The sequence below is a fragment of the Stenotrophomonas sp. GbtcB23 genome, from assembly GCF_019091045.1.
GTDB lineage: Bacteria > Pseudomonadota > Gammaproteobacteria > Xanthomonadales > Xanthomonadaceae > Stenotrophomonas > Stenotrophomonas rhizophila_A.
The window spans coordinates 1-19,412 of sequence record NZ_JAGXKC010000032.1; the positions used below are offsets into that span (position 1 = coordinate 1).

The following is a 19,412-nucleotide window of genomic DNA, read 5'->3' on the forward strand; positions in this document are numbered from 1 at the left end:
TGGAGCCAGGCGGGATCGAACCGCCGACCTCCTGCATGCCATGCAGGCGCTCTCCCAGCTGAGCTATGGCCCCACGTCGTGAGGAGCGAGATCATAGCGATGCTGTTTTCGATTGGCAAGGAAAAACTGTCATGACGTTGGCAATCGTTGATGGCGAAGACGCAACGCATTGCTGATCACCGACACCGAACTGAGGCTCATCGCCACCGCCGCCAGCATCGGCGACATCGTGATGCCCAGTGGATACAGCACACCTGCCGCCACCGGAATGCCCAGGCCGTTGTAGAGGAACGCGAAGCCCAGGTTCTGCCGCATGTTGCGCACACTTGCGGACGACAGCTGGCGCGCCCGCAGGATCCCGCGCAGGTCGCCCTTGACCAGCGTGACCTGTGCGCTGGACATCGCCACGTCCGTGCCGTTGCCCATCGCGATGCCGACATTGGCGCTTGCCAATGCAGGCGCATCGTTGATGCCATCGCCGGCCATGGCCACCGTGCGGCCCTGTGCCTGCAGCGCGCGGATCAGTTCGGCCTTGTCCGCCGGGCGCATTTCACCGTGCACCTCGTCCAGGCCCAGCTCGCGCGCTACGGCTTCCGCCGTGGCGGTGCCGTCGCCGGTCGCCATCACGATGCGCAGGCCATCGCGGTGCAGCTGTGCGATGGCTTCGGCGGTGGACGCCTTGATGGGGTCGGCTACTGCAATCAGCCCGGCCAGGGTGCCGTCGACGGCCAGGAACATCACGCTGGCCGCCGCCTCGCGCAATTGCTTGGCATCGGCGTGCAGGAGCTGCAGGGAGATGTGGTGGTCGGCCATCAGCGCGGCGTTGCCGAGCAGCAGTGTCCTGCCTTCAACCGTGCCACGCACGCCAAGGCCGGTGAGCGAGTCGAAGTCCTCCACCGATGCGAGTGGGCGGCCTCGACGGCGCGCTTCGGCGACGATCGCTGCGGCCAGCGGGTGTTCGCTGCCCTGGTCCAGGCTGGCCGCCCAGTGCAGCACGTCGTCGGCCGCGAATCCGGACACCGCCTTTACGTCGCGGAAGGCGGGCCGGCCTTCGGTGAGCGTGCCGGTCTTGTCCACCACCAGCGTATCCACGCTGCGCAGCGCTTCGATGGCCTCGGCGTCGCGGAACAGCACACCCTGCTGCGCGGCGCGTCCGGTGGCGACCATGATGGTCATCGGCGTGGCCAGGCCAAGGGCGCAGGGGCAGGCAATGATCAGCACCGCCACCGCGCTGAGCACCGCATGCGTCCACGACGGGTCCGGTCCGAACAGGCCCCAGCCGAAGAAGGTCAGCATCGCCGCGCCCAGTACCGCCAGCACGAACCAGTAGGCGACCTTGTCGGCCATCCGCTGCATCGGTGCGCGCGAACGCTGCGCCTGCGCCACCAGCTGCACGATCTGCGCCAGCATGCTGTCGTCGCCCAGCCGCTCGGCACGGATCACCAGGCTGCCGGTCCCGTTGAGGGTGGCGCCGATGACGGTATCGCCCACGGTCTTGGCCACCGGCACCGGTTCGCCGGTCAGCATCGATTCGTCCACCGTGGAACGACCCTCCAGCACGCTGCCATCCACTGGTACTTTCTCGCCCGGCCGCACCCGCAGGCGGTCGCCGGGCTGCAGTGCCGTGATGTCCACGTCTTCCTCGTGGCCGTCCTCGCGCAGCACCCGCGCGGTTTTCGGTGCCAGCCCCAGCAACGCCTTGATCGCCGCCGAGGTCTGGGCGCGGGCGCGCAGTTCCATCAGCTGGCCGAGCAGGGTGAGCGAGATGATGACCGCCGCCGCTTCGAAGTACACGCCCACGTGGCCGTGCTGCTGGAACGACGGCGGGAACAGTCCGGGCGCAATCGTTGCCACCACGCTGTAGCCATACGCGGCCAGCACACCGGTACCGATCAGGGTCCACATGTTCGGGCTGCGGTTGCGGATCGACTGCGCCCAGCGCTGCACGAACGGCCAGCCTGCCCACAGCACCACCGGCGTGGCCAGCACCAGCTCGATCCACACCCGCACGCCCGGCGGCACGCCGTGCAGCAGCGGGGTCATGGCCAGCATTGCCAGCGTCATGGTGGCGATGCTCAGCGGCAAGCTCCACCAGAAGCGCCGGCGGAAGTCGGTGAGCTCCGGATTTTCGCCCTCGTCCAGGCTGGGCATCATCGGTTCCAGCGCCATGCCGCAGATGGGGCAGGTGCCGGGCCCTTCCTGCACGATCTCTGGATCCATCGGGCAGGTGTAGAGCGTGCCGGCCGGTACCGGTTCGGCGATGTGCGAGGCAGGGTCGAGATAGCGCTGCGGCGCAGCGATGAATTTGCGCCGGCAGCCGTCGCTGCAGAAGTGGTAGTCGCTGCCGGCATGCCGGGCATGGTGCGCGGTGGTGTCCGGGTTCACGTCCATGCCGCAGACCAGGTCCTTGACCGTGTTGCCTGCCGGGGCGCCACCGCCGTGCGCAGCGCAGCAGCTGCCTTTGGGCGCGGTCATCGGTGGGGCTCCGTGAGTGCACCCAGGATCGGGCACTGTTCCAGGCCGCCATGGCCGGGGCAGGCATCGACCAGTTGCTCCAGCGCGGCATGCATGCGCTGCAGTTCGGCAACGCGCTGTTCGATGTCCTGCAGCTTCAGCACTGCCGCCTCGCGAACCTGGGCCATGTCCTGGCCGCGCTGGTCGCTCAGGGCGAGCAGTTCGCCGATTTCCTCCAGGGTAAAGCCCAGCGCCTTGGCGCGACGGATGAAGCGAAGGCGGGTCAGGTCGGTGTCGTTGAAGACCCGGTAGCCACCGGCACTGCGCTGGGCCGTGGGCAGCAGATGCTGGCGCTCGTAATAGCGCACGGTATCGATGGGCACGCCGGCCTGGCGTGCGAGTTGTCCAATGTTCACGGCGACCTCTCTGGGGAGCAGGCGCACAGTGTGGACCCTGGAGTCTGGTCAAGAGTCAAGGGTTTGCTGCGGCGGCCTCCAATGTCGTTACCGGTCCGGATTTACAACTAGTTTCATAGCTGCCGTGGGGGGCGCTCCGTACGCTCCATTGGAATCGCCGTCAGGCCTTGATCCAGCAGGGTTTGGCGGTCTCAGCAGCCGTTCCAGGAGCGCCGCCATGGAAGCACTTCCCCCCTCTTCATCGCCCACCCACAAGCCCACGTCCCCGACCCTGATGGAAGTCGCGGTGCTCGAATACCCGGGCAGCCTGCGTGCTGCCGCACCGGTGCTGTCCGAACTTGCCCAGCGCTGCAACCGCACCGCTGCGGCGGGTAAACGCACGGGCGCGCGCATGCTGGTGACCCGCTGGACGCTGTCCACGCGTGGGCATGGCATGCAGCGGGTGGCCGGCGCCGAACTGTTCGGCGATACCCCGCCGGCCGTGATCGTGGTGCCGGGTAACGAGCCCAGCTGGCCGCTGATGCAGGCCGACGAACGCATGCTGACCTGGCTGCGCGACTGCCATGATGCGGGCAGCCTGCTGGCGGGCTGCGAAGAGGGTGGGCTGCTGCTGGCCTCGGCCGGGGTCATGACCGGGCGCTCGGTCAGCGTCCCCGACTTGTCGCGTTGCCCGTCGCTGGCGGCGGTGGTGCCGGGCTGGCATCCGAGCGAGCGCGCGCTGGTGGACGACGGCGACCTGCTGACTGCTTCCGGCCCGGATGCATGGAAATATCTCAGTCTGCGGCTGCTGGCCCGGATCTACGGGCAGAGCGTGATGAGCGCGGCCATCCAGCAGCTTCAGCTGGTCATTCCGCGCGGCGTGCAGGAAGACCTGGAGCGCTTCAGTCCGAACTTCGCCCATGGCGACCGCGGCATCCTGAAGGCGCAGCGATGGCTGCACGGCATCGCGGCGCGTGGCGTCACCCTGCAGGACATCTGCGACGCGGCAGGGCTGGAGCCGCGCACGCTGCAGCGGCGCTTCCTGAAGGCCACCGGTCTGCGTCCGATTGCCTACTGCCAGCGGCTGCGCATCGCAAAGGCGCAGCTGCTGCTGCAGGCGGGCGGTGCGGTCGATGAGGTGTCGTGGGCGGTGGGGTACTCCGACCAGAGCGCCTTCCGCCGGCTGTTCCTGCGCATCGTCGGAGTGACCCCGGCGCGTTACCGGCGGCAGATTTTCGCGCAACGGCGCGAGCGTCCCCGCAGCCCGCTTGCGCAGCTGCAGGGCGAACCGTTGCGCCCGGCGGCCTGAGCCGCTGCGCCAGTGGCTGCAGGGTCAGGCAGATGCGTCTACCCTGTGGGCCATTCGCCGTTCGCGTGCATTCCAGGAGTTGCCATGTTGTTGAAGACCTCGCCCGTGCTGGGCTCCGTGCTGAGCGCTGCATTGCTGCTGGCAGTCGCCGGCTGCAGCCAGGCCCAGCAAAGCCCCGCCACCGCGAAGGCGACGGCCCAAGCGGCATCCTCGAAGAGCGCCAACCGGCCGGCCGTGCTGCAGGGCATCGAGAAGCAGGGCTTCGAGGTCATCGGTGAATTCGACGCACCCGGCGGCCTGCGGGGCTTCGCTGGCGTGGTCGGCGGACAGCAGCCCGCTGCGGCTTACGTAACGGCGGACGGCAAGAATGTGATGGTCGGCACGCTCTTCAATGAGAAGGGTGAGGATGTCGGCGCGGCGCCGCTGGAAAAGCTGGTGGCCAAGCCGATGTCGGATCGGATCTGGAAGCGGCTGGATGGCAGTGCGTGGGTGCGCGATGGGCGCGCCGATGCCCCGCGCGTGGTGTACACGTTCAGCGACGCCAACTGCCCCTACTGCCATCGCTTCTGGGAAGCAGCGCGGCCGTGGGTGGACAGCGGCAAGGTGCAGCTGCGCCACGTCATGGTGGGCGTGATCCGCGAGGACAGCCCGGCAAAGGCGGCCGCGATCCTGGGCGCGCCCAATCCAAGCGCCGTGTTCCTGCAGAACGAACATGACTTCAGCAAGGGTGGCATCAAGCCGGCCGCGACGATCACGCCGGCGCTTGCCAACAAGCTCGACGCCAACCAGGTGCTGATGGTGGAACTGGGCTTCCAGGGCACGCCCGGCATCCTGTTCCGTGATGCGCAGGGCATGGTGCAACGCGTGTCCGGCATGCCGCAGGGCGAGGACATGGAAAAGGTGATGGGCCCGCGTTGATCTGAATCAAGGTCGACCCGCATGCGCGCAGCCACACTGCGCGCATGGCGTTTGACAACGTAAAACTTCACGAAAAACTCACTCCCGACTTGTTACTCAGGGCGCTGGCGCGCGCAGCTTCTGCGCGTCACCCGGGATGAGGAGGGAATCCCACGCGGGTGCACTGCCGATTGCAGCATGGCGATTGCAGCATGTCGCCGGGGTTGCTGCGGTCGTCGTTCTCCTGCGGAGCAGTACCGGGTTGCCGTTATCGGCCGTGCTTGTGAGCACAGCTGACACCGGCAGTATCGTCTGCAGTTCAGGGAGGACGTGATGCGTTGCGCTGCCGTGCTGCTGTTCTCTGCCTTGGCGCTTTCCGCGATGCCGGTGCATGCGCAGGATTCCGCCGACGCCCTGCGCCAGGACATCCGCACCCTGCGACAGACGCTGGAGGCGATGGAAAAGCGCCTCGATGCGCTGGAAACCGCCGAAGGCCACGCGCCTGCGCAGCGTCCCGAGGTAACTGCGGTTGCGCCCACGGCGATCACGCCGTCCGCCACGCTTCCCCATGCAACCACCACCCAGGTGCCCGGCACCGGCCAGGCGATCCTGCCGCCGCGTGATTCAGTGGCCGATCCGTCATCGGCCGCCTCGCGGCCGGACAGTGCGGCCGGCCCGACCGATCCGGAACTGAAAGGGTTCCTGGCCATCCCCAATACCGACACGCTGATCCGCATCGGTGGCTATGCCAAGCTCGATGCGATCGTGGATACCCGTGCGGCCGGGGACGAGGATCAGTTCGTGACCTCCACCATTCCGGTGGGCAGCGCGCATCGCGATGTCTCCAACTTCAACCTGCATGCCAAGCAGACCCGTTTCAGCTTCGAAGCACGCCGCCCGACCAACCGCGGCAACCTGCGCTTCTACCTGGAGAACGACTTCTTCGGCAGCAGTGACGGCTACCAGTTCCGGCTGCGGCATGCCTACGGCCAGCTCGGCAACACCTACGCCGGCTATGGCTACGCCACCTTCATGGATGCCGACAGCCTGCCCGACACGCTGGACTTCGCCGGTCCCGGCGGCGCCGGCTACCTGCTGGTGGCCGGCATTCACCACAGCTTCGCGATGGGCAAGGGCAACACGTTGACGGTGGCGGCCGAAGATCCCGATGCACAGCTGGCGGGGACCACCGAGGCAACGGTAGCCGCCAACCGGGTGCCGGATGTGACCGTTACCGCGCGCCTAGAGCGTGACTGGGGCCACCTGCAGTTGGGTGGCGTGGCGCGCAGCCTTGGCTACGACGGCGACCAGCGCGACGACCGCCGCTTCGGTGGCGGCGTCCAGCTCAGCGGTTCGGCGTCGGTCGGCGAACAGGACCTGCTGCTGTTCGGCGCGCTCGGCGGCAAAGGCCTGAGCCGCTATACCGCCGACCTCACCGGTTCGGACCTGGATGCGGTGATCGGCCAGGACGGTCGCCTGCATGCGCTGTCACTGCAGGGCGGCTTCGTGGGTTACACGCACTACTGGTCGCCGTTGTGGCGCTCGAACCTGATCTACGGCCAGCTCACGATGGCGCGCAACGCCGCGCTCGCGGCCGATGCGTTCCGCCAGAGCCGATACGGGGTGTTCAACCTGATCTGGAGCCCGGCGCCGTCGTGGACGATGGGCATGGAAGTTCTGTACGGGCAACTGGAACAGCAGGACGGGCAACGCGCCGACACGGTGCGGGTGCAGGGCAGCCTGCAATACAACTTCATCAAGTAGCGGAGAGACCGTCATGGCGCAAGCGAAGAAAATCGGGGTTGTCGGCGCCACCTTCCTGGTGGCCGGCAACATGATGGGCTCCGGCGTGTTCCTGCTGCCGTCCAGCCTGGCCAAGATCGGCACCGCCTCGATCTGGGGCTGGCTGGTCACCACCGCCGGCGCACTGCTGCTGGCCTTCGTGTTCGCCAAACTGGGCAAGCTGGCGCCCATGGCGGGCGGCCCGTATGCGTACGCCCGCGACTGGTTCGGGCCGTACATGGGGTTCCAGACCAACACCATCTACTGGTTCGCCAACTGGATCGGCAACGTCGCCATCCCGATCGCGGCGGTGGGCTACTTCAGCTACTTCTTCCCGATCCTGTCCCAGCCGATACCGCGCTGCATCGCCGTGCTCGCGCTGGTGTGGGCGCTGAGTTTCGCCAATGTGATCGGCCCGGCCTTCGTCAGCCGCCTGCAGACGGTGACCACCAGCTTCGCGCTGGTACCGATCCTGGGCATTGCCATCTTCGGCTGGTTCTTCTTCGACCCGGCCATCTTCAAGGGCGCCTACAACGTCTCGGGCGAATCCAACTTCGGCGCGATCTCCAGCGCGGCGGCGCTGACGCTGTGGGCCTTCATCGGGGTCGAGTCGGCCTCGGTCACCGCCGGCGTGGTCGAAAACCCGGAGAAAAACGTGGCGCGGGCCACCCTGGCCGGGGTGTTCCTGGCTGCGGTGGCGTACATCGCCAGCTCGTCGGTGATCATGGGCATGGTGCCCAATGGTGACCTGCAGGTCTCCGATGCACCGTTCGCGCTGGCGGCGGCCAATGCGGTAGGCGGCTGGGGCGGCGCGCTGGTGAGCCTGTGCGCCTTTGTCGGCGCCGCCGGCTCGCTCGGCGGCTGGATCCTGCTGACCGCGCAGAGCGCCAAGGCGGCCTCGGACGATGGCCTGTTCCCCAGCATCTTCAGCAAGACCAACAAGGACGACGTGCCGGTCAAGGGCGTACTGATCGTGGCGGTGCTGATGACCCTGGCCGTCCTGCTCACGTCCACGTCGGAAACCGCCTCGGCGCAGTTCGACGTGATTACGTCGGCGGCGGTGGTATTGACCCTGCTGCCCTACATCTATTCCTGCGTGGCCTGCTACTTCGTGGTCGAACGCTCGCACACCCTGGTGCATACCGGCGCGTTCTGGTTCCTGACCAGCATCACCGTGGTGTACTGCCTGTGGGCGATCTTCGGCTCCTCCGGCAGCATCGTGCAGTACGCCTTCCTGTTCGTGCTGTTCATCACGGTGTTCTACCCCTTCTTCAGCGAGGAGCGCCGCCGCCAGCGCGGCCAGCTGCCGCCGCTGGACAGTCCCGTCAGCACGAAGATTCCGTGACCTTCCCCCAGGAGAAATGCTGTGTATTTCAAGTCTCTGGATTACCCGATCATCGTCATCGACGACGACTACGAGTCCCCGCGCATCGGCGGCATCCTGATCCGCGCGCTGGTCGAGGAACTGCGTGGCAACGACCAGCGCGTGCTGTGCGGGCTGACCCTGGCCGATGCCCAGGCCGGTGCGCGTACCTATGTGGCGGCCTCGGCGGTACTGATCTCGATTGACGGCACCGAAGACAAGCCCGGTGAGTTCCAGCGCCTGCTGGGGTTCCTGCGCGAGCAGAGCGCACGCCGCGGCGGGTTGCCCGTGTTCCTGTACGGCGAGCGCCGCACCATCGAAAAGGTGCCGAGCAAGCTGCTCAAGTACGTGCACGGCTACATCTTCCTGTTCGAGGACACCAAGAGCTTCATCTCGCGCCAGGTGATGCGCGCGGCCGAAGACTACATGCAGCAGTTGCTGCCGCCGTTCTTCAAGGCGCTGATCCACCACACCGCCGAATCCAACTACTCCTGGCACACCCCCGGCCACGCCGGCGGTGTGGCTTTCACCAAGTCACCGGTGGGGCGTGCGTTCCATCAGTTCTACGGTGAGAACACGCTGCGCAGCGATCTGTCGATCTCGGTGCCGGAGCTGGGCTCGCTGCTCGACCACAGCGGGCCGATCAAGGAGGCGGAAAACGAGGCTGCGCGCAACTTCGGCGCCGACCACACCTTCTTCGTCACCAATGGCACCTCCACCGCCAACAAGATCGTCTGGCATGGCACGGTGGGGCGGGGCGATGTGGTGTTCGTCGACCGCAACTGCCACAAGTCGCTGCTGCATTCGCTGATCATGACCGGCGGCGTGCCGGTGTACTTCACCCCCAGCCGCAATGCGCACGGCATCATCGGGCCGATCAGCCTGGACCAGTTCACCCCCGAGGCACTGCAGCAGGCCATCGCTGCCAACCCGCTGGCCAGCAAGGCGTTCCGCGCCGGCTCCAAACCACGGATCGCGGTGGTCACCAATTCCACCTATGACGGGCTGTGCTACAACGCCGAGAAGATCGCCGACGAGATCGGCAGCGCGGTCGATTTCCTGCATTTCGACGAGGCGTGGTACGCCTATGCGGCCTTCCATCCGTTCTATGAAAACCACTACGGCATGGCCAAGGGCAAGCCGCGTGGCCAGGACGCGATCATCTTCACCACCCATTCCACCCACAAGCTGCTGGCCGCGTTCTCGCAGGCCTCGATGATCCACGTGCGCAACGCGGCGACCCGCGAGCTGGATGCCGAACGCTTCAACGAAGCGTTCATGATGCATACCACCACCAGCCCGCATTACGGGGTGATTGCCGCCTGCGACGTGGCGTCCAAGATGATGGAGGGTGCGGCCGGTGAATCGCTGGTGCAGGAAATGCACGACGAGGCGATCGCCTTCCGTCGGGCCATGCTGCACGTACGCGAGGACCTGGGCCGCGACGACTGGTGGTTCAGCGTGTGGCAGCCGGACAAGCTGGAGCGCTCGCTGGGCAAGGGCGATGCACCAACGCCGATGGTGGCCAAGCGCGAGGAATGGTACCTGCAGCCCGATGCGCATTGGCACGGGTTCGATGGCCTGGTCGAAGACTACGTGCTGATCGACCCGATCAAGGTCACCCTGCTGACCCCGGGCCTATCCATCGACGGAGACCTGGGCGAGCTGGGCATTCCCGCCGCCGTGCTGAGCAGGTTCCTGTGGACGCGCGGCATCACGGTGGAGAAGACCAACCTGTACTCGGTGCTGTTCCTGTTCTCGATGGGCATCACCAAGGGCAAGTGGAGCACGCTGGTGACCGAGCTGATGGCCTTCAAGGAACTGTTCGACAACAACGCGCCGCTGACCCGCGCGCTGCCCGACCTGGCGGCAGACTATCCGCAGACTTACGGTGGCTGGGGGTTGCGCGACCTGTGCGAGGCCCTGCATGCCTTCAACCGCGAGTTTGCGGTGGCCCAGGTGATGCGTGCGATGTACGTGGACCTGCCCGAGCCGGTGATGACGCCGGCCGAGGCCTACGACCACCTGGTGCGTGGCCAGATCGAGCGCGTTGATATCGAAGCGATCAGTGGTCGTGTCGCCGGGACCATGCTGGTGCCTTACCCGCCGGGCATTCCGACCATCATGCCGGGCGAGCGCTTCGGCGCGCAGGATGAGCCGATCATCCAGTCGCTGCGCATTGCCCGCGAGCAGAATGTGCGCTTCCCGGGCTTCGAGTCGGACGTGCACGGGCTTATCATCGACCGTGACGGCGACGTGCCGAGCTACAAGGTGGAGGTGCTGAAGACCTGAGCGGCGGCCAGGATCTTCGGCAGGCGATGGATACAGCACGCGAGCAGCGGATCCTGAAATTCTCGATTGGCGTGACGGTGGCGGTCAGCGCCACCGGCTTCATCGGCGGCCTGCTGGTGGGATCGCAGGCGATCCTGTTCGACGGGGTATACAGCCTGGTGGATGTTGCCCTCACGCTGGTGGCGCTGGCCGTGCTGCGCCTGCTGGGGCGTGAGGGCAGCCCACGGTTCCAGTACGGCTATTGGCACCTGGAGCCGATGGTGGAAGCGCTGGGTGGGGCGATCCTGGCGTTGGCCTGCATCTATGCGTTGGCCAATTCGATCATCGGGCTCACCACTGGCGGGCACGTGATCCGCGCCGGGCCGGCGTTGATGTGGGCGACCCTGTTGTGCGTGAGCAACCTGGGCATGGCCGCGTTCGTGCGCGTGCATGCGGCGCGATTGCATTCGCCGCTGCTGTGGCTGGACGTACGCGCCTGGCTGCTCAGCGGCATGATGAGCCTGGCGGTGGTGCTGGCCTTTGCGCTGGCGCTGCTGCTGGAAGACGGCGACCACGCGCACTGGATTCCATTCCTGGATCCGCTGGTGCTGGCGATCATCAGCCTGGCGGTGTTGCCGGTGCCGCTGCGCGGTGCGTGGAAAGCGATGCGCGAGGTGCTGCAGGTGGCGCCCGATACGCTGGACGCGCGCGTACAGGCGGTGATGACGCAGTTCGTGGCCGAGCACGGCTATCTCGGTTTCACCAGCCATGTGGCCAAGATGGGGCGGATGCGCTTCGTGGAGATCCACATCCTCACCCACCCGGACACGGTGATCGGCACCATCGGCAGCGTCGATGCCCTGCGCGATGACATCGCCGAGCGGCTGGATGCCCGCGGCAGCGAGTTCTGGCTGACCATCGATTTCACCGCCGATCCTGCCTGGACCTGAAATATACGTATCGTATATGATGCGTATATTCCGTACCGAGGCATCCCATGGGCATCGTCAACATCGACGACGAACTGCACGACAACCTGCGCCGCGCCAGCGGCGTGTCCGGCCGCTCGATCAACGCCCAGGCCGGCTTCTGGATCAAGGTGGGCATGCTCTGCGAAATGAACCCCGGCATGAGCTACCAGGAGATCGTCAATCGTGAGCTGCGCGCGGCCGGGGTAGATCCCGGTGCCCTGCGGGTGGCGGTCGCGTGATCAAGACGCTCGAGGAACAGGCGCTGATGCGGGCATCGGGGCGGTTGTTGGCGTCGGTATTCGAGGCACTGGACCGCTTGCCGCTGGAAGGCATGAGCACCCTGCAGGTGAACGACTGGGTGGAGCGCTTCATCGTCGATGAACTGCATGCGCGGCCGGCCAGCAAGGGCCAGTACGGCTTTGCGTATGTGCTCAACAGTTCAGTGGACAATGTGGTCTGCCATGGCGTGCCCGCGGCAGACGAGATCCTGCGCGGCGGCAGCATCGTCAACCTGGACATCACGCTGGAGAAGGATGGTTTCATCGCCGATTCCAGCAAGACCTACCTGATCGGCGAGGTCGATTTCCAGGCGAAGCGGCTGGTGCGGGTGACCCGCGAGGCCATGTGGAAAGGCATCTCGGTGGTGCGCCCGGGGGCGACGCTGGGCGATATCGGCTTCGCCATCCAGCAGCACGCCAAGGCGCACGGCTACAGCGTGGTGCGCGAGTTCTGCGGGCACGGCATCGGGCGCGAGATGCACGAAGACCCGCAGGTGCTGCATTACGGCAAGCGCGGTACCGGCGTGGAGCTGGAGCCGGGCATGACGTTCACCATCGAGCCGATGATCAACCAGGGCCGTGCGGCGATCGACATGAGCGAGGACGGCTGGACCGTGACCACCCGTGACAGGAAGTTGTCCGCGCAGGCCGAACATACGGTGCTGGTGACGGAAACCGGGGTGGACGTGCTGACCCTGCGCGAAGGCGAGCGCATCCCGACGGCGTAGCGCCACGCCCGGCGCTACGGTGTGTCCCGGGTGGAGACGAGCTTGAGGAACGCCTCGTTCTGGTAGCGGCTCATGCGCAGCTGCTGGCCGGTGTCCAGGGTGACCACGTGGTGGCCGTTGAACCACGGGTGGATCGCCTTGACCCGCCGGATGTTGACGATGGCCGAGCGGTGCACGCGGGCGAAGTGGCGCGGGTCCAGCCGGGCGGCGAGGGCGGCCATGGTGCCGCGGTGTTCATGCATGCGGCCGGCCAGGTGGATCTCGGCGATGTTGCGTGCGGCCTTGATCCAGACGATCTCGTCCACGTCGACCAGCACCACGTGTTCGTCGACCCGTACCGGTATCCGTTGCAGGTAGGCCTCACGCTGGCGCAGTGCATCCAGTGCCTGCAGGATCTGCGTCGCCGTCTGCGCACTGGTGCCGGCGGCAGTTGAAAGGCGTTGCCGGGCGCGCTGCAGGGTAGCAGCAAAGCGTTCGCGGCTGAACGGCTTGACCAGGTAATCCACCGCATTGGCCTCGAAGGCCTTCACCGCGTACTGCTCGTAGGCGGTGACGAACACGGTGGCCGGCATGCGCTCGGCGCCGATGGTGGCCACCACGTCCAGGCCGGTGATCGCCGGCATCTGGATGTCCAGGAACACCAGGTCGGGCGAGTGCTCGCGGATGGCGTTCACTGCGGAGACGCCGTCGCCGCATTCGCCCAGCAGTTCGATCTCCGGGTCCTCGGCCAGCAGGCGCACGATCGCGCGGCGCGCGAGCGGCTCGTCGTCCACCACCAGCACCGACAGGGTCATGCCGGCGCCACTCCCGCCGTGAACTCCGGCGCTTCGTCTTCCACCTCCAGGGTACGGAAGGGCAGGCGTACACGGCAGGCCACGCCCTCGGGCCAGATCATGTCCAGCCGCACGTCGGCGGCATCGCCGTACAGCTCCTTCAGGCGCAGCCGGGTGTTGGACATGCCGATGCCATGGCCTGCGGGCGCGCCGGGCGTGGCGTCAAGCGTGCTGTTGCGGTTGCGCACTTCAATGCACAGCACCTCGCCGTCGCGGCGCGTTTCGATCTCGATCACGTCACTGCCCACGCGCTGCCCGATGCCGTGGCGCACCGCATTCTCCACCAACGGCTGCAGCAACAGGCTGGGCACGGCGCAGTCGAGAGTATCCGGGGCGATATAGGTACGGGTGGTCAGCCGGTCCTTGAAGCGCACGCGCTGGATGCCCAGGTACAGCTCGATCAAGTCCAGTTCCTGGCGCAGGGGAATCTCCTGGCCGTCGTAGTCTTCCAGGAAGGCGCGCAGCAGTTCGCTCAGGCGCAGCAGCATGTCTTCGGCCGAGACCGTGTCTTCGTCCAGCAGGGTGATGATGGCGTGCAGCGTGTTGAACAGGAAATGTGGCTGCAGCTGGGATTTCAGCGCGAGCAGCCGCGATTGCGCCAGTTCGGTGGCCAGCCGGCTGGCTTCCATTTCGCGCCGCGCCTTTTCGGCCTGGAAGTGCAATGCCTGCTGCAGCGCGAACAGCGCCCAGTAGGTGAGCAGCCCGATGGCGAAATGCTGCGCCAGGAAGTACCCGAGCTGTTCGAAGAAGCCGCTGGGTTCGAACAGCGCGGAGGCCGCTGCGCCGATGAGCATCGCGCCGAAGGTCACCGCCAGGCTGGCCACGACCTGCCTGCCCAGGCCAAGCAGGCGGCGCTGGGGATCCAGCGGGTAGCGCTCGGCCAGGCGGAACACCAGCGGTGCCAGTGCTGCCCAGGTGTACCACTGGATCATGGCCCAGCGCAGGTGCACCAGGAAGGGCCAGCTGTTGCCGTGCAGCCCATCGCTGAGCGAATGCTGGACGGCAAACACCAGCACCACGGCCGTCCACAGCAGCAGGTAGCGGGAAAGGGGGATCGACGTACTGCCAAGGCGAACCATCATGGCCGGTATCCAGGACGCCCGGCGCGGCGGGGCAGGGCCATCTTAGGCGTGCGGGCGGGCCCGGAGAAGCGCCATGAGGGCCCATTACGATTGGTCCTGCCGGGACGACGATTGGTCCCGGATCGGTGGCGTGCGCGGGGCGGCCAGCGGCCTGATGGCGGCGAACCCAACCGCCGGAGATGCCGCGATGTTCCCGATCCGTCTTGCCGTCCTGACCAGCCTGCTTTTCGCCACGGCCACGCATGCCGCCGCCCCGCGTTACCTGACACTGCTCAACCGCGCCCACGACAGCATCACCACGCTGGAGGTGGCCACCGCCGGCAGCGATGCGTTCGAGCAACGGCCGATCGACACCATCGACGGTGGCGGGGGCAGCACCACGATGCGCCTGGGCGATGCCGGCTGCCGCTTCGACCTGCGCCTGCAGTTCCGTAACGGGCGCACGGCGATCTACCGCGACGTCAACGTGTGCAAGGGCGATACGCTGGTGATCGCGCCGCTGCGGTGATGCATGCGTCCCGTTGGCCGATCCTACTTGTCCCGCTGCGGTGGCATCACCGGCACGTGTTCGGCCATGAGAGCCGCTACCCAGTCGACGAACACGCGCAGTTTGGCGCTGACGTGGCGGTTGGGACGGAAGGCGATGTGCAGCGGCATCGGGTCGACCTGCCAGTCGGTGAGCACGCGTAGCAGTTCGCCGCGCCCGGCGTGTGCGGCGGCAACGTAGTCGGGCAGCCAGAGCACGCCGAGCCCGGCTACTCCGGCCGCCAGATAGGCGTTGCCGTCGTCGACCGCCAGCTGATGCCGGCCGTGCACGGTCAGCGTTTCCTCGCCACGCCGCAGCGCGTAGGGCATGGCGCCTGCACGCCGCGATCCCCGGTAACCGATGATGCGATGCGGTTCGGCTTCCAATGCCTTGGGGTGGTCGGGCATGCCAACCGTGGCCATGTACTGCGGCGCGGCGTACAGCCCGGCCTGCAGGTCGCCGATGTGTCGCGCGACCAGCGAGGGGTCGGTGAGCACGCCGCCGCGGATCACGCAGTCCACGTTCTCATCGATCAGGTCGACATTGCGGTCGCTGACGCCCAGGTCGAGCTGGATGTCCGGGTACCGCGTGTGGAAACCGGGCAGCGCAGGGACGAGCAGGAACCGCGCCAGCGGCGCGGTCACATCCACCCGCAGCCGGCCGCGCGGGCTGGCGGCGAAGCTGGAGAGGCTGGTTTCTGCATCATCCAGATTGGCCAGCAACCGCGAGACATGCTCGTAGTACGCCGCGCCATCGTCGGTGACATTGACCTGGCGGGTGGTGCGGTTGAGCAGGCGCACGCGCAGCCGCGCTTCCAGCTGCTGCACCAGCTGGGTCACCGTGGTGCGGCTCATGTGCAGGGTATGCGCGGCCCGGGTGAAGCTGCCGGTCTCCACGACGCGGGCAAAGGCCTGCATGGCATCGAAACGGTCCATCGGCACTCCTGCGGTCAATTGTTTGGATTCTACAAACAGTGATGGACAAGGTTGGTCGTTTATCGGCCGGGCCGGGGCGCCTACCGTGGACATATCCCATCACCCGGGGCAAAAACCCCTCTGGAGTCTGCAATGGCAAGTCGTGACGTCGTGTTCCCCTCTGGCCGGCAGGACCTGTATGCCCGCTACCGCTATTCGCCGGCGGTGCGGTCCAACGGCTTCCTGTTCGTGTCCGGCCAGGTCGGCAGCCGCGAGGACGGTTCGCCCGAACCGGGCCTGGAAGCGCAGGTGCACAAGCTCTTCGAGAACCTCAACGCGGTGCTGGCGGCCGCCGGCTGCACGTTCGACGATGTGGTCGACGTGACCGTTTTCATGATCGACCCGGACCGGATCCTGGAGCGGGTGTGGGCGATCGTGCCCGAGTACTGGGGCCAGGCGCCGCACCCGACCCTGACCGCGGTCGGGGTCACCTGGCTCAGCGGGTTCGACGTGGAGTTCAAGGTGGTGGCCAAGCTGCCCGACGCTGGCGCCTGAGCGCTGTTGCATGTGTCACGGGACAACGGCAGGCCGGTGCAACGGCCTGCCGTTTTCTTTTGCGCGGGCAAGGGCATAGGATCAGCACGGACCCAGGGAGACTGCGATGGCAAAGGTGACCGGAATCGGTGGGGTGTTCTTCAAGAGCCGTGGCGACCGCGCGGCGCTGGCCGAGTGGTACCGGCAGCACCTGGGCATGACGCTGGAGGAGTTTGGTGGCGCGGTGCTGCGCTGGCCCGACGACAAGGCCAATGACGGCGGGTTGACCGTGTGGGCGCTGGCCGAGCCTGACAGCCAGTGGTTCAGTCCCAGCGATGCGCCTTTCATGATCAATTACCGGGTGGATGACCTCGAGGGTCTACTGGCGAACCTGCGCGAGGCTGGCGTGACCATCGTCAGCGGGCCGGAGACGCATGAGAACGGGTCGTTCGCCTGGATACTGGATCCGGAGGGGAACAAGCTGGAGTTGTGGCAGCCGATGGCGTGGGACCCGGAGCGGCGTGCCGGTTGAGCGGCATCGGGGCGCTTCTTCACACGACTCCGTCGCCCGGTTGTCGATAGTGGCCGCGTCACTCCGCTTCGTCGCAGAACTCCATGCCCCTGATTCCCGAGCGCGTCCGGCGCTGGCCCCGGCCATGGCGCGTGGCGTTGCTTACCTTGCTGGCGCTGTATGCGCTGTACCTTGTTGCCGGCAACGTGTTCCTCAACACGCCGCTGTTCGATGCGGTCACCAACCGCAAACCTGAAAAATTCAGGCTGCAGACCGGGCCGGCGCTGACGCTGCTGCCCGGGCACGCGGTTGTCTGGAACGTGCGCATCCGCGGCCAGGCCAACCATACCGTCTACATCTTCCGTGCCGACCGTGCGAGCGCGTGGATCTCGCTGGCGCACCTGTTCAAGCGCGAGGTCCGCATTCCAGGCATCAACGCCACCGGCGTGGAAGCGGACATCCAACGGGTGGAAAAGGCGATCCCGCCACCGCCGCGTGGTGATCGCGGCTGGAACATCCGGCTGGATGCGATCCACAGCGACAGCATCCGCAGCGGCCGCTTCGGCAAGCTGCTGATTGCCGGGCAGGGCCATGGCACGGTGGGCTTCCAGAAGCAGGTCAAGGGCGGGCCGTCGGAACTGTTCGATTCCACCGCTGGCTTCGAGCAGGCCACGATCACCTACGACGGGGTCAAGCTGCTCGACGAGGCGCACCTGGCCGCGCGCTTCCATTACCCGCGCCACTACCGGGATGAAGCCCCGGGCCTGCGCAAGTTCGTCATCACCTTCGCGCAGCTGCAGGTGGACGGGCGCAGCCAGGCGATCAAGATCGACACGGCCGGGCCACACGTCAAGGTCGGCAGCGTCCCCGCCGAGGCACGGCTCACGGCCGATGTGGTGATGGACCGCGGCCTGCTGCAACCCGGCAGCCGGGTGGTGTGGCGGGTGCCGGTGCATGCCGGCGTCCATGCACCCGATCGCGGCCTGTTGTCACTGCAGCTGGACGTGGCCCAGGACATGCGCGTGCAGGCACGCCTGCCGCGCGACCCGGAAACCGGCAGCGAACTGCACGCGGACCTGCGCGTCACCGGCCGGAAGATTCCGTTCGAGGCGCCGGCCGAACTGTTGCCGCGGCTGTCCGGGCAGGTGCGTGGCGCGTGGCGGTTCGAGTCGTTGAACTGGATTGCCGATCTGTTCGTGCGCAAGCCGTGGTTCAAGCTGGAAGGTGGCGGGCTGCTGCAGGGTGACCTGCGCATTGCCGATGGCCAGTTGGCGCCTGGCAGCACCCTGGAGGTGCCGCAGGTGGCCGCCATTGCCGAGGTGGCGGGCGTGCGCATGCAGGGCGATGCACATGCGCTGGGACGCATCGTCAACGGTGCGCCGCCGCAGGCGGAATTGAAGGTCGATATTCCCACGTTCCGCGCGGCCCCGTCCGATGCGCCCAAGGCGGTGTTGTTCGACGGCAAGGCGCTGGCGTTGACCCTGCGCGGCGATGCACGGCTGCAGCAGCTGCGCGACGGCATGCGCGCGCAGCTGCGCTTCAACGACGCGCGGGTGCCTGACCTGAGCGCCTACAACCGCTACGTGGGCAACGACAATGTGCGTCTGCTCGGGGGTACCGCACTGCTGAGCGGCGACGTGACGCTGGATGCTGCCGGCCGGGTCGGGCAGGGCCGCGCCGACCTGCGCGGCACCGGTGCGCGCATGCAGGCCGCCGGCCTGTCGCTGCGTGGCGATGCCCAGGTCAAGGCGAGGCTGCAGCGTGCCGACTTCGACGCTGGCCAGTTCGACCTGGGCGGCACCACGCTCAGCCTGCGCAACGTGCAGGTGGACGGCGATGCCGCCAAGGGCGGCTGGTGGGGCGAGGTCGACCTGCGCAGCGGGCACATCCAGTCAGAGGCACCGTTCCAGGTGGACGCACGTGCCGACCTGCGGCTGCGCGATGCCGGTCCGCTGCTGGGCATCTACGCCGAGCGCAGCCAGTACCCGCGCTGGGTGCTGGGCCTGCTCGATTCGGGTGAAGTGCAGGCCAGCGGCCAGCTGCGCTGGCGCCGCGAGCACCTGGCGGTGGACGACCTGCAGGCCGAAAACGCGCGGCTGTCGCTGCGCGCCCGGCTGGACATGGAGCAGGCGCAGCGCCGTGGCGACCTGTACCTGCGCTGGGGCCTGCTCGGGGCCGGCATCGAACTGGACGGCGGCAAGCGCACCTGGCACCTGTCCGGGGCGCGCGACTGGTACGACAGCCGCCCCCGGGTGCTGCCCGAGGCCAAGCCGGCTCCGTAAGGCCGGAGGTCTCAACGCCGCGCGGCACCAACCTCGCAGGCAGCCCGAGCCGGTAGCGCTACGGGCTGCGTGGCTGTCCCGGTCACCGCCCGCGCCGTGTCAGCGGCGGAGAGCTTTTCCGGCTCCGCCAGCGCCCGCGCCAACCCCGCATCGGCGATATGCCCGTGCAGGAACAACAATCCGCTGTAGATGTTCATGTGCGTCCTCCACTTGAGTGGACCTCACGATAGGGGCAGGATGGACGGTGCAAAAGCGATCCTTTCGCAAGTCTTTCTTGAACTG

At 67.1% G+C, this 19,412-nt stretch carries 18 protein-coding genes and 1 tRNA gene; 12 read left to right on the forward strand and 7 right to left on the reverse strand.

The window, feature by feature from the left end:
* The 3 genes from KVS69_RS13425 to KVS69_RS13435 all read right to left on the reverse strand — a co-directional run bounded on the left by KVS69_RS13425 (nt 1) and on the right by KVS69_RS13435 (nt 2,870).
* Nucleotides 1–73: transfer RNA gene (locus tag KVS69_RS13425), tRNA-Ala, on the reverse strand.
* A gap of 56 nt (nt 74–129) precedes the next feature.
* Nucleotides 130–2,475 (reverse strand): heavy metal translocating P-type ATPase, encoded by a 2,346-nt coding sequence (locus tag KVS69_RS13430; RefSeq protein ID WP_217538513.1) that lies wholly within the window; start codon nt 2,473–2,475, stop codon nt 130–132.
* The gene (locus KVS69_RS13435) at nt 2,472–2,870 is read right to left on the reverse strand and encodes a heavy metal-responsive transcriptional regulator (protein ID WP_093535924.1); all 399 of its coding nucleotides are present in this window, start codon (nt 2,868–2,870) and stop codon (nt 2,472–2,474) included. The genes KVS69_RS13430 and KVS69_RS13435 overlap by 4 nt, the downstream gene beginning before the upstream one ends.
* A gap of 217 nt (nt 2,871–3,087) precedes the next feature.
* On the opposite strand from KVS69_RS13435, the gene KVS69_RS13440 reads away from it, so the two are divergent.
* From KVS69_RS13440 to map, 8 genes are all read left to right on the forward strand, one after another.
* On the forward strand, nt 3,088–4,158 hold the full coding sequence (locus tag KVS69_RS13440) for a helix-turn-helix domain-containing protein (protein WP_237334251.1): 1,071 nt from the start codon (nt 3,088–3,090) through the stop codon (nt 4,156–4,158).
* A gap of 84 nt (nt 4,159–4,242) precedes the next feature.
* Entirely contained in the window at nt 4,243–5,076 is an 834-nt protein-coding gene (dsbG, locus tag KVS69_RS13445) for a thiol:disulfide interchange protein DsbG (RefSeq protein WP_093535922.1), read from the forward strand.
* A 360-nt stretch (nt 5,077–5,436) separates the two neighbouring features.
* Nucleotides 5,437–6,819: a DcaP family trimeric outer membrane transporter gene (locus KVS69_RS13450; protein ID WP_254622184.1), complete on the forward strand. Its 1,383-nt coding sequence runs from the start codon at nt 5,437–5,439 to the stop codon at nt 6,817–6,819.
* A 13-nt stretch (nt 6,820–6,832) separates the two neighbouring features.
* Nucleotides 6,833–8,182 carry an arginine/agmatine antiporter gene (gene adiC, locus KVS69_RS13455; protein WP_217538515.1) on the forward strand — a complete coding sequence of 450 codons (1,350 nt, stop codon included), beginning with the start codon at nt 6,833–6,835 and terminating at the stop codon, nt 8,180–8,182.
* Nucleotides 8,183–8,203: 21 nt separating this feature from the next.
* The gene (locus KVS69_RS13460) at nt 8,204–10,492 is read left to right on the forward strand and encodes an Orn/Lys/Arg decarboxylase N-terminal domain-containing protein (RefSeq protein ID WP_095362671.1); all 2,289 of its coding nucleotides are present in this window, start codon (nt 8,204–8,206) and stop codon (nt 10,490–10,492) included.
* A gap of 26 nt (nt 10,493–10,518) precedes the next feature.
* On the forward strand, nt 10,519–11,421 hold the full coding sequence (locus KVS69_RS13465; protein WP_068852615.1) for a cation transporter: 903 nt from the start codon (nt 10,519–10,521) through the stop codon (nt 11,419–11,421).
* Between the two features lie 47 nt (nt 11,422–11,468).
* Complete coding sequence (locus KVS69_RS13470; protein WP_068852612.1) at nt 11,469–11,681, forward strand: ParD-like family protein; 213 nt, start codon at nt 11,469–11,471, stop codon at nt 11,679–11,681.
* Nucleotides 11,678–12,448, forward strand: coding sequence for a type I methionyl aminopeptidase (map, locus tag KVS69_RS13475; protein WP_217538516.1), 771 nt, complete (start codon nt 11,678–11,680; stop codon nt 12,446–12,448). The genes KVS69_RS13470 and map overlap by 4 nt, the downstream gene beginning before the upstream one ends.
* Before the next feature lie 14 nt (nt 12,449–12,462).
* Here map and KVS69_RS13480 read toward each other — a convergent pair whose 3' ends face one another.
* Both KVS69_RS13480 and KVS69_RS13485 read right to left on the reverse strand, forming a co-directional pair.
* Nucleotides 12,463–13,242, reverse strand: a complete 780-nt coding sequence (locus KVS69_RS13480; RefSeq protein ID WP_184126899.1) for a response regulator — start codon at nt 13,240–13,242, stop codon at nt 12,463–12,465.
* Nucleotides 13,239–14,363, reverse strand: coding sequence for a histidine kinase (locus tag KVS69_RS13485; RefSeq protein WP_217538517.1), 1,125 nt, complete (start codon nt 14,361–14,363; stop codon nt 13,239–13,241). The genes KVS69_RS13480 and KVS69_RS13485 overlap by 4 nt, the downstream gene beginning before the upstream one ends.
* A gap of 187 nt (nt 14,364–14,550) precedes the next feature.
* Here KVS69_RS13485 and KVS69_RS13490 point away from each other — a divergent pair, with 187 nt between their 5' ends.
* Nucleotides 14,551–14,871, forward strand: coding sequence for a hypothetical protein (locus tag KVS69_RS13490; RefSeq protein WP_217538518.1), 321 nt, complete (start codon nt 14,551–14,553; stop codon nt 14,869–14,871).
* Between the two features lie 23 nt (nt 14,872–14,894).
* On the opposite strand, the gene KVS69_RS13495 is transcribed toward KVS69_RS13490, so the two are convergent.
* Nucleotides 14,895–15,842 (reverse strand): LysR family transcriptional regulator, encoded by a 948-nt coding sequence (locus tag KVS69_RS13495; RefSeq protein ID WP_217538519.1) that lies wholly within the window; start codon nt 15,840–15,842, stop codon nt 14,895–14,897.
* 114 nt (nt 15,843–15,956) lie between these two features.
* Between KVS69_RS13495 and KVS69_RS13500 the strand changes: the two genes are divergently transcribed.
* The 3 genes from KVS69_RS13500 to KVS69_RS13510 all read left to right on the forward strand — a co-directional run bounded on the left by KVS69_RS13500 (nt 15,957) and on the right by KVS69_RS13510 (nt 19,130).
* Nucleotides 15,957–16,358 (forward strand): RidA family protein, encoded by a 402-nt coding sequence (locus KVS69_RS13500; protein WP_217538520.1) that lies wholly within the window; start codon nt 15,957–15,959, stop codon nt 16,356–16,358.
* 106 nt (nt 16,359–16,464) lie between these two features.
* Nucleotides 16,465–16,869 (forward strand): VOC family protein, encoded by a 405-nt coding sequence (locus tag KVS69_RS13505; protein WP_068852588.1) that lies wholly within the window; start codon nt 16,465–16,467, stop codon nt 16,867–16,869.
* Nucleotides 16,870–16,952: 83 nt separating this feature from the next.
* Nucleotides 16,953–19,130, forward strand: coding sequence for a hypothetical protein (locus KVS69_RS13510; RefSeq protein WP_217538521.1), 2,178 nt, complete (start codon nt 16,953–16,955; stop codon nt 19,128–19,130).
* An 11-nt stretch (nt 19,131–19,141) separates the two neighbouring features.
* On the opposite strand, the gene KVS69_RS13515 is transcribed toward KVS69_RS13510, so the two are convergent.
* Nucleotides 19,142–19,327, reverse strand: a complete 186-nt coding sequence (locus KVS69_RS13515; protein ID WP_217538522.1) for a hypothetical protein — start codon at nt 19,325–19,327, stop codon at nt 19,142–19,144.
* Nucleotides 19,328–19,412: the final 85 nt, after the last annotated feature.

Excerpts from the sequence above, each read along its gene's own strand:
- KVS69_RS13515 (WP_217538522.1), bottom strand. The coding sequence starts at position 19,327 with ATGAACATCTACAGCGGATTGTTGTTCCTGCACGGGCATATCGCCGAT.
- adiC (WP_217538515.1), top strand. The coding sequence starts at position 6,833 with ATGGCGCAAGCGAAGAAAATCGGGGTTGTCGGCGCCACCTTCCTGGTG.
- KVS69_RS13430 (WP_217538513.1), bottom strand. The coding sequence starts at position 2,475 with ATGACCGCGCCCAAAGGCAGCTGCTGCGCTGCGCACGGCGGTGGCGCC.
- dsbG (WP_093535922.1), top strand. The coding sequence starts at position 4,243 with ATGTTGTTGAAGACCTCGCCCGTGCTGGGCTCCGTGCTGAGCGCTGCA.
- KVS69_RS13480 (WP_184126899.1), bottom strand. The coding sequence starts at position 13,242 with ATGACCCTGTCGGTGCTGGTGGTGGACGACGAGCCGCTCGCGCGCCGC.
- KVS69_RS13490 (WP_217538518.1), top strand. The coding sequence starts at position 14,551 with ATGTTCCCGATCCGTCTTGCCGTCCTGACCAGCCTGCTTTTCGCCACG.
- KVS69_RS13470 (WP_068852612.1), top strand. The coding sequence starts at position 11,469 with ATGGGCATCGTCAACATCGACGACGAACTGCACGACAACCTGCGCCGC.
- KVS69_RS13440 (WP_237334251.1), top strand. The coding sequence starts at position 3,088 with ATGGAAGCACTTCCCCCCTCTTCATCGCCCACCCACAAGCCCACGTCC.
- KVS69_RS13465 (WP_068852615.1), top strand. The coding sequence starts at position 10,519 with ATGGATACAGCACGCGAGCAGCGGATCCTGAAATTCTCGATTGGCGTG.
- KVS69_RS13450 (WP_254622184.1), top strand. The coding sequence starts at position 5,437 with ATGCCGGTGCATGCGCAGGATTCCGCCGACGCCCTGCGCCAGGACATC.
- KVS69_RS13500 (WP_217538520.1), top strand. The coding sequence starts at position 15,957 with ATGGCAAGTCGTGACGTCGTGTTCCCCTCTGGCCGGCAGGACCTGTAT.
- KVS69_RS13505 (WP_068852588.1), top strand. The coding sequence starts at position 16,465 with ATGGCAAAGGTGACCGGAATCGGTGGGGTGTTCTTCAAGAGCCGTGGC.
- KVS69_RS13510 (WP_217538521.1), top strand. The coding sequence starts at position 16,953 with ATGCCCCTGATTCCCGAGCGCGTCCGGCGCTGGCCCCGGCCATGGCGC.
- KVS69_RS13485 (WP_217538517.1), bottom strand. The coding sequence starts at position 14,363 with ATGATGGTTCGCCTTGGCAGTACGTCGATCCCCCTTTCCCGCTACCTG.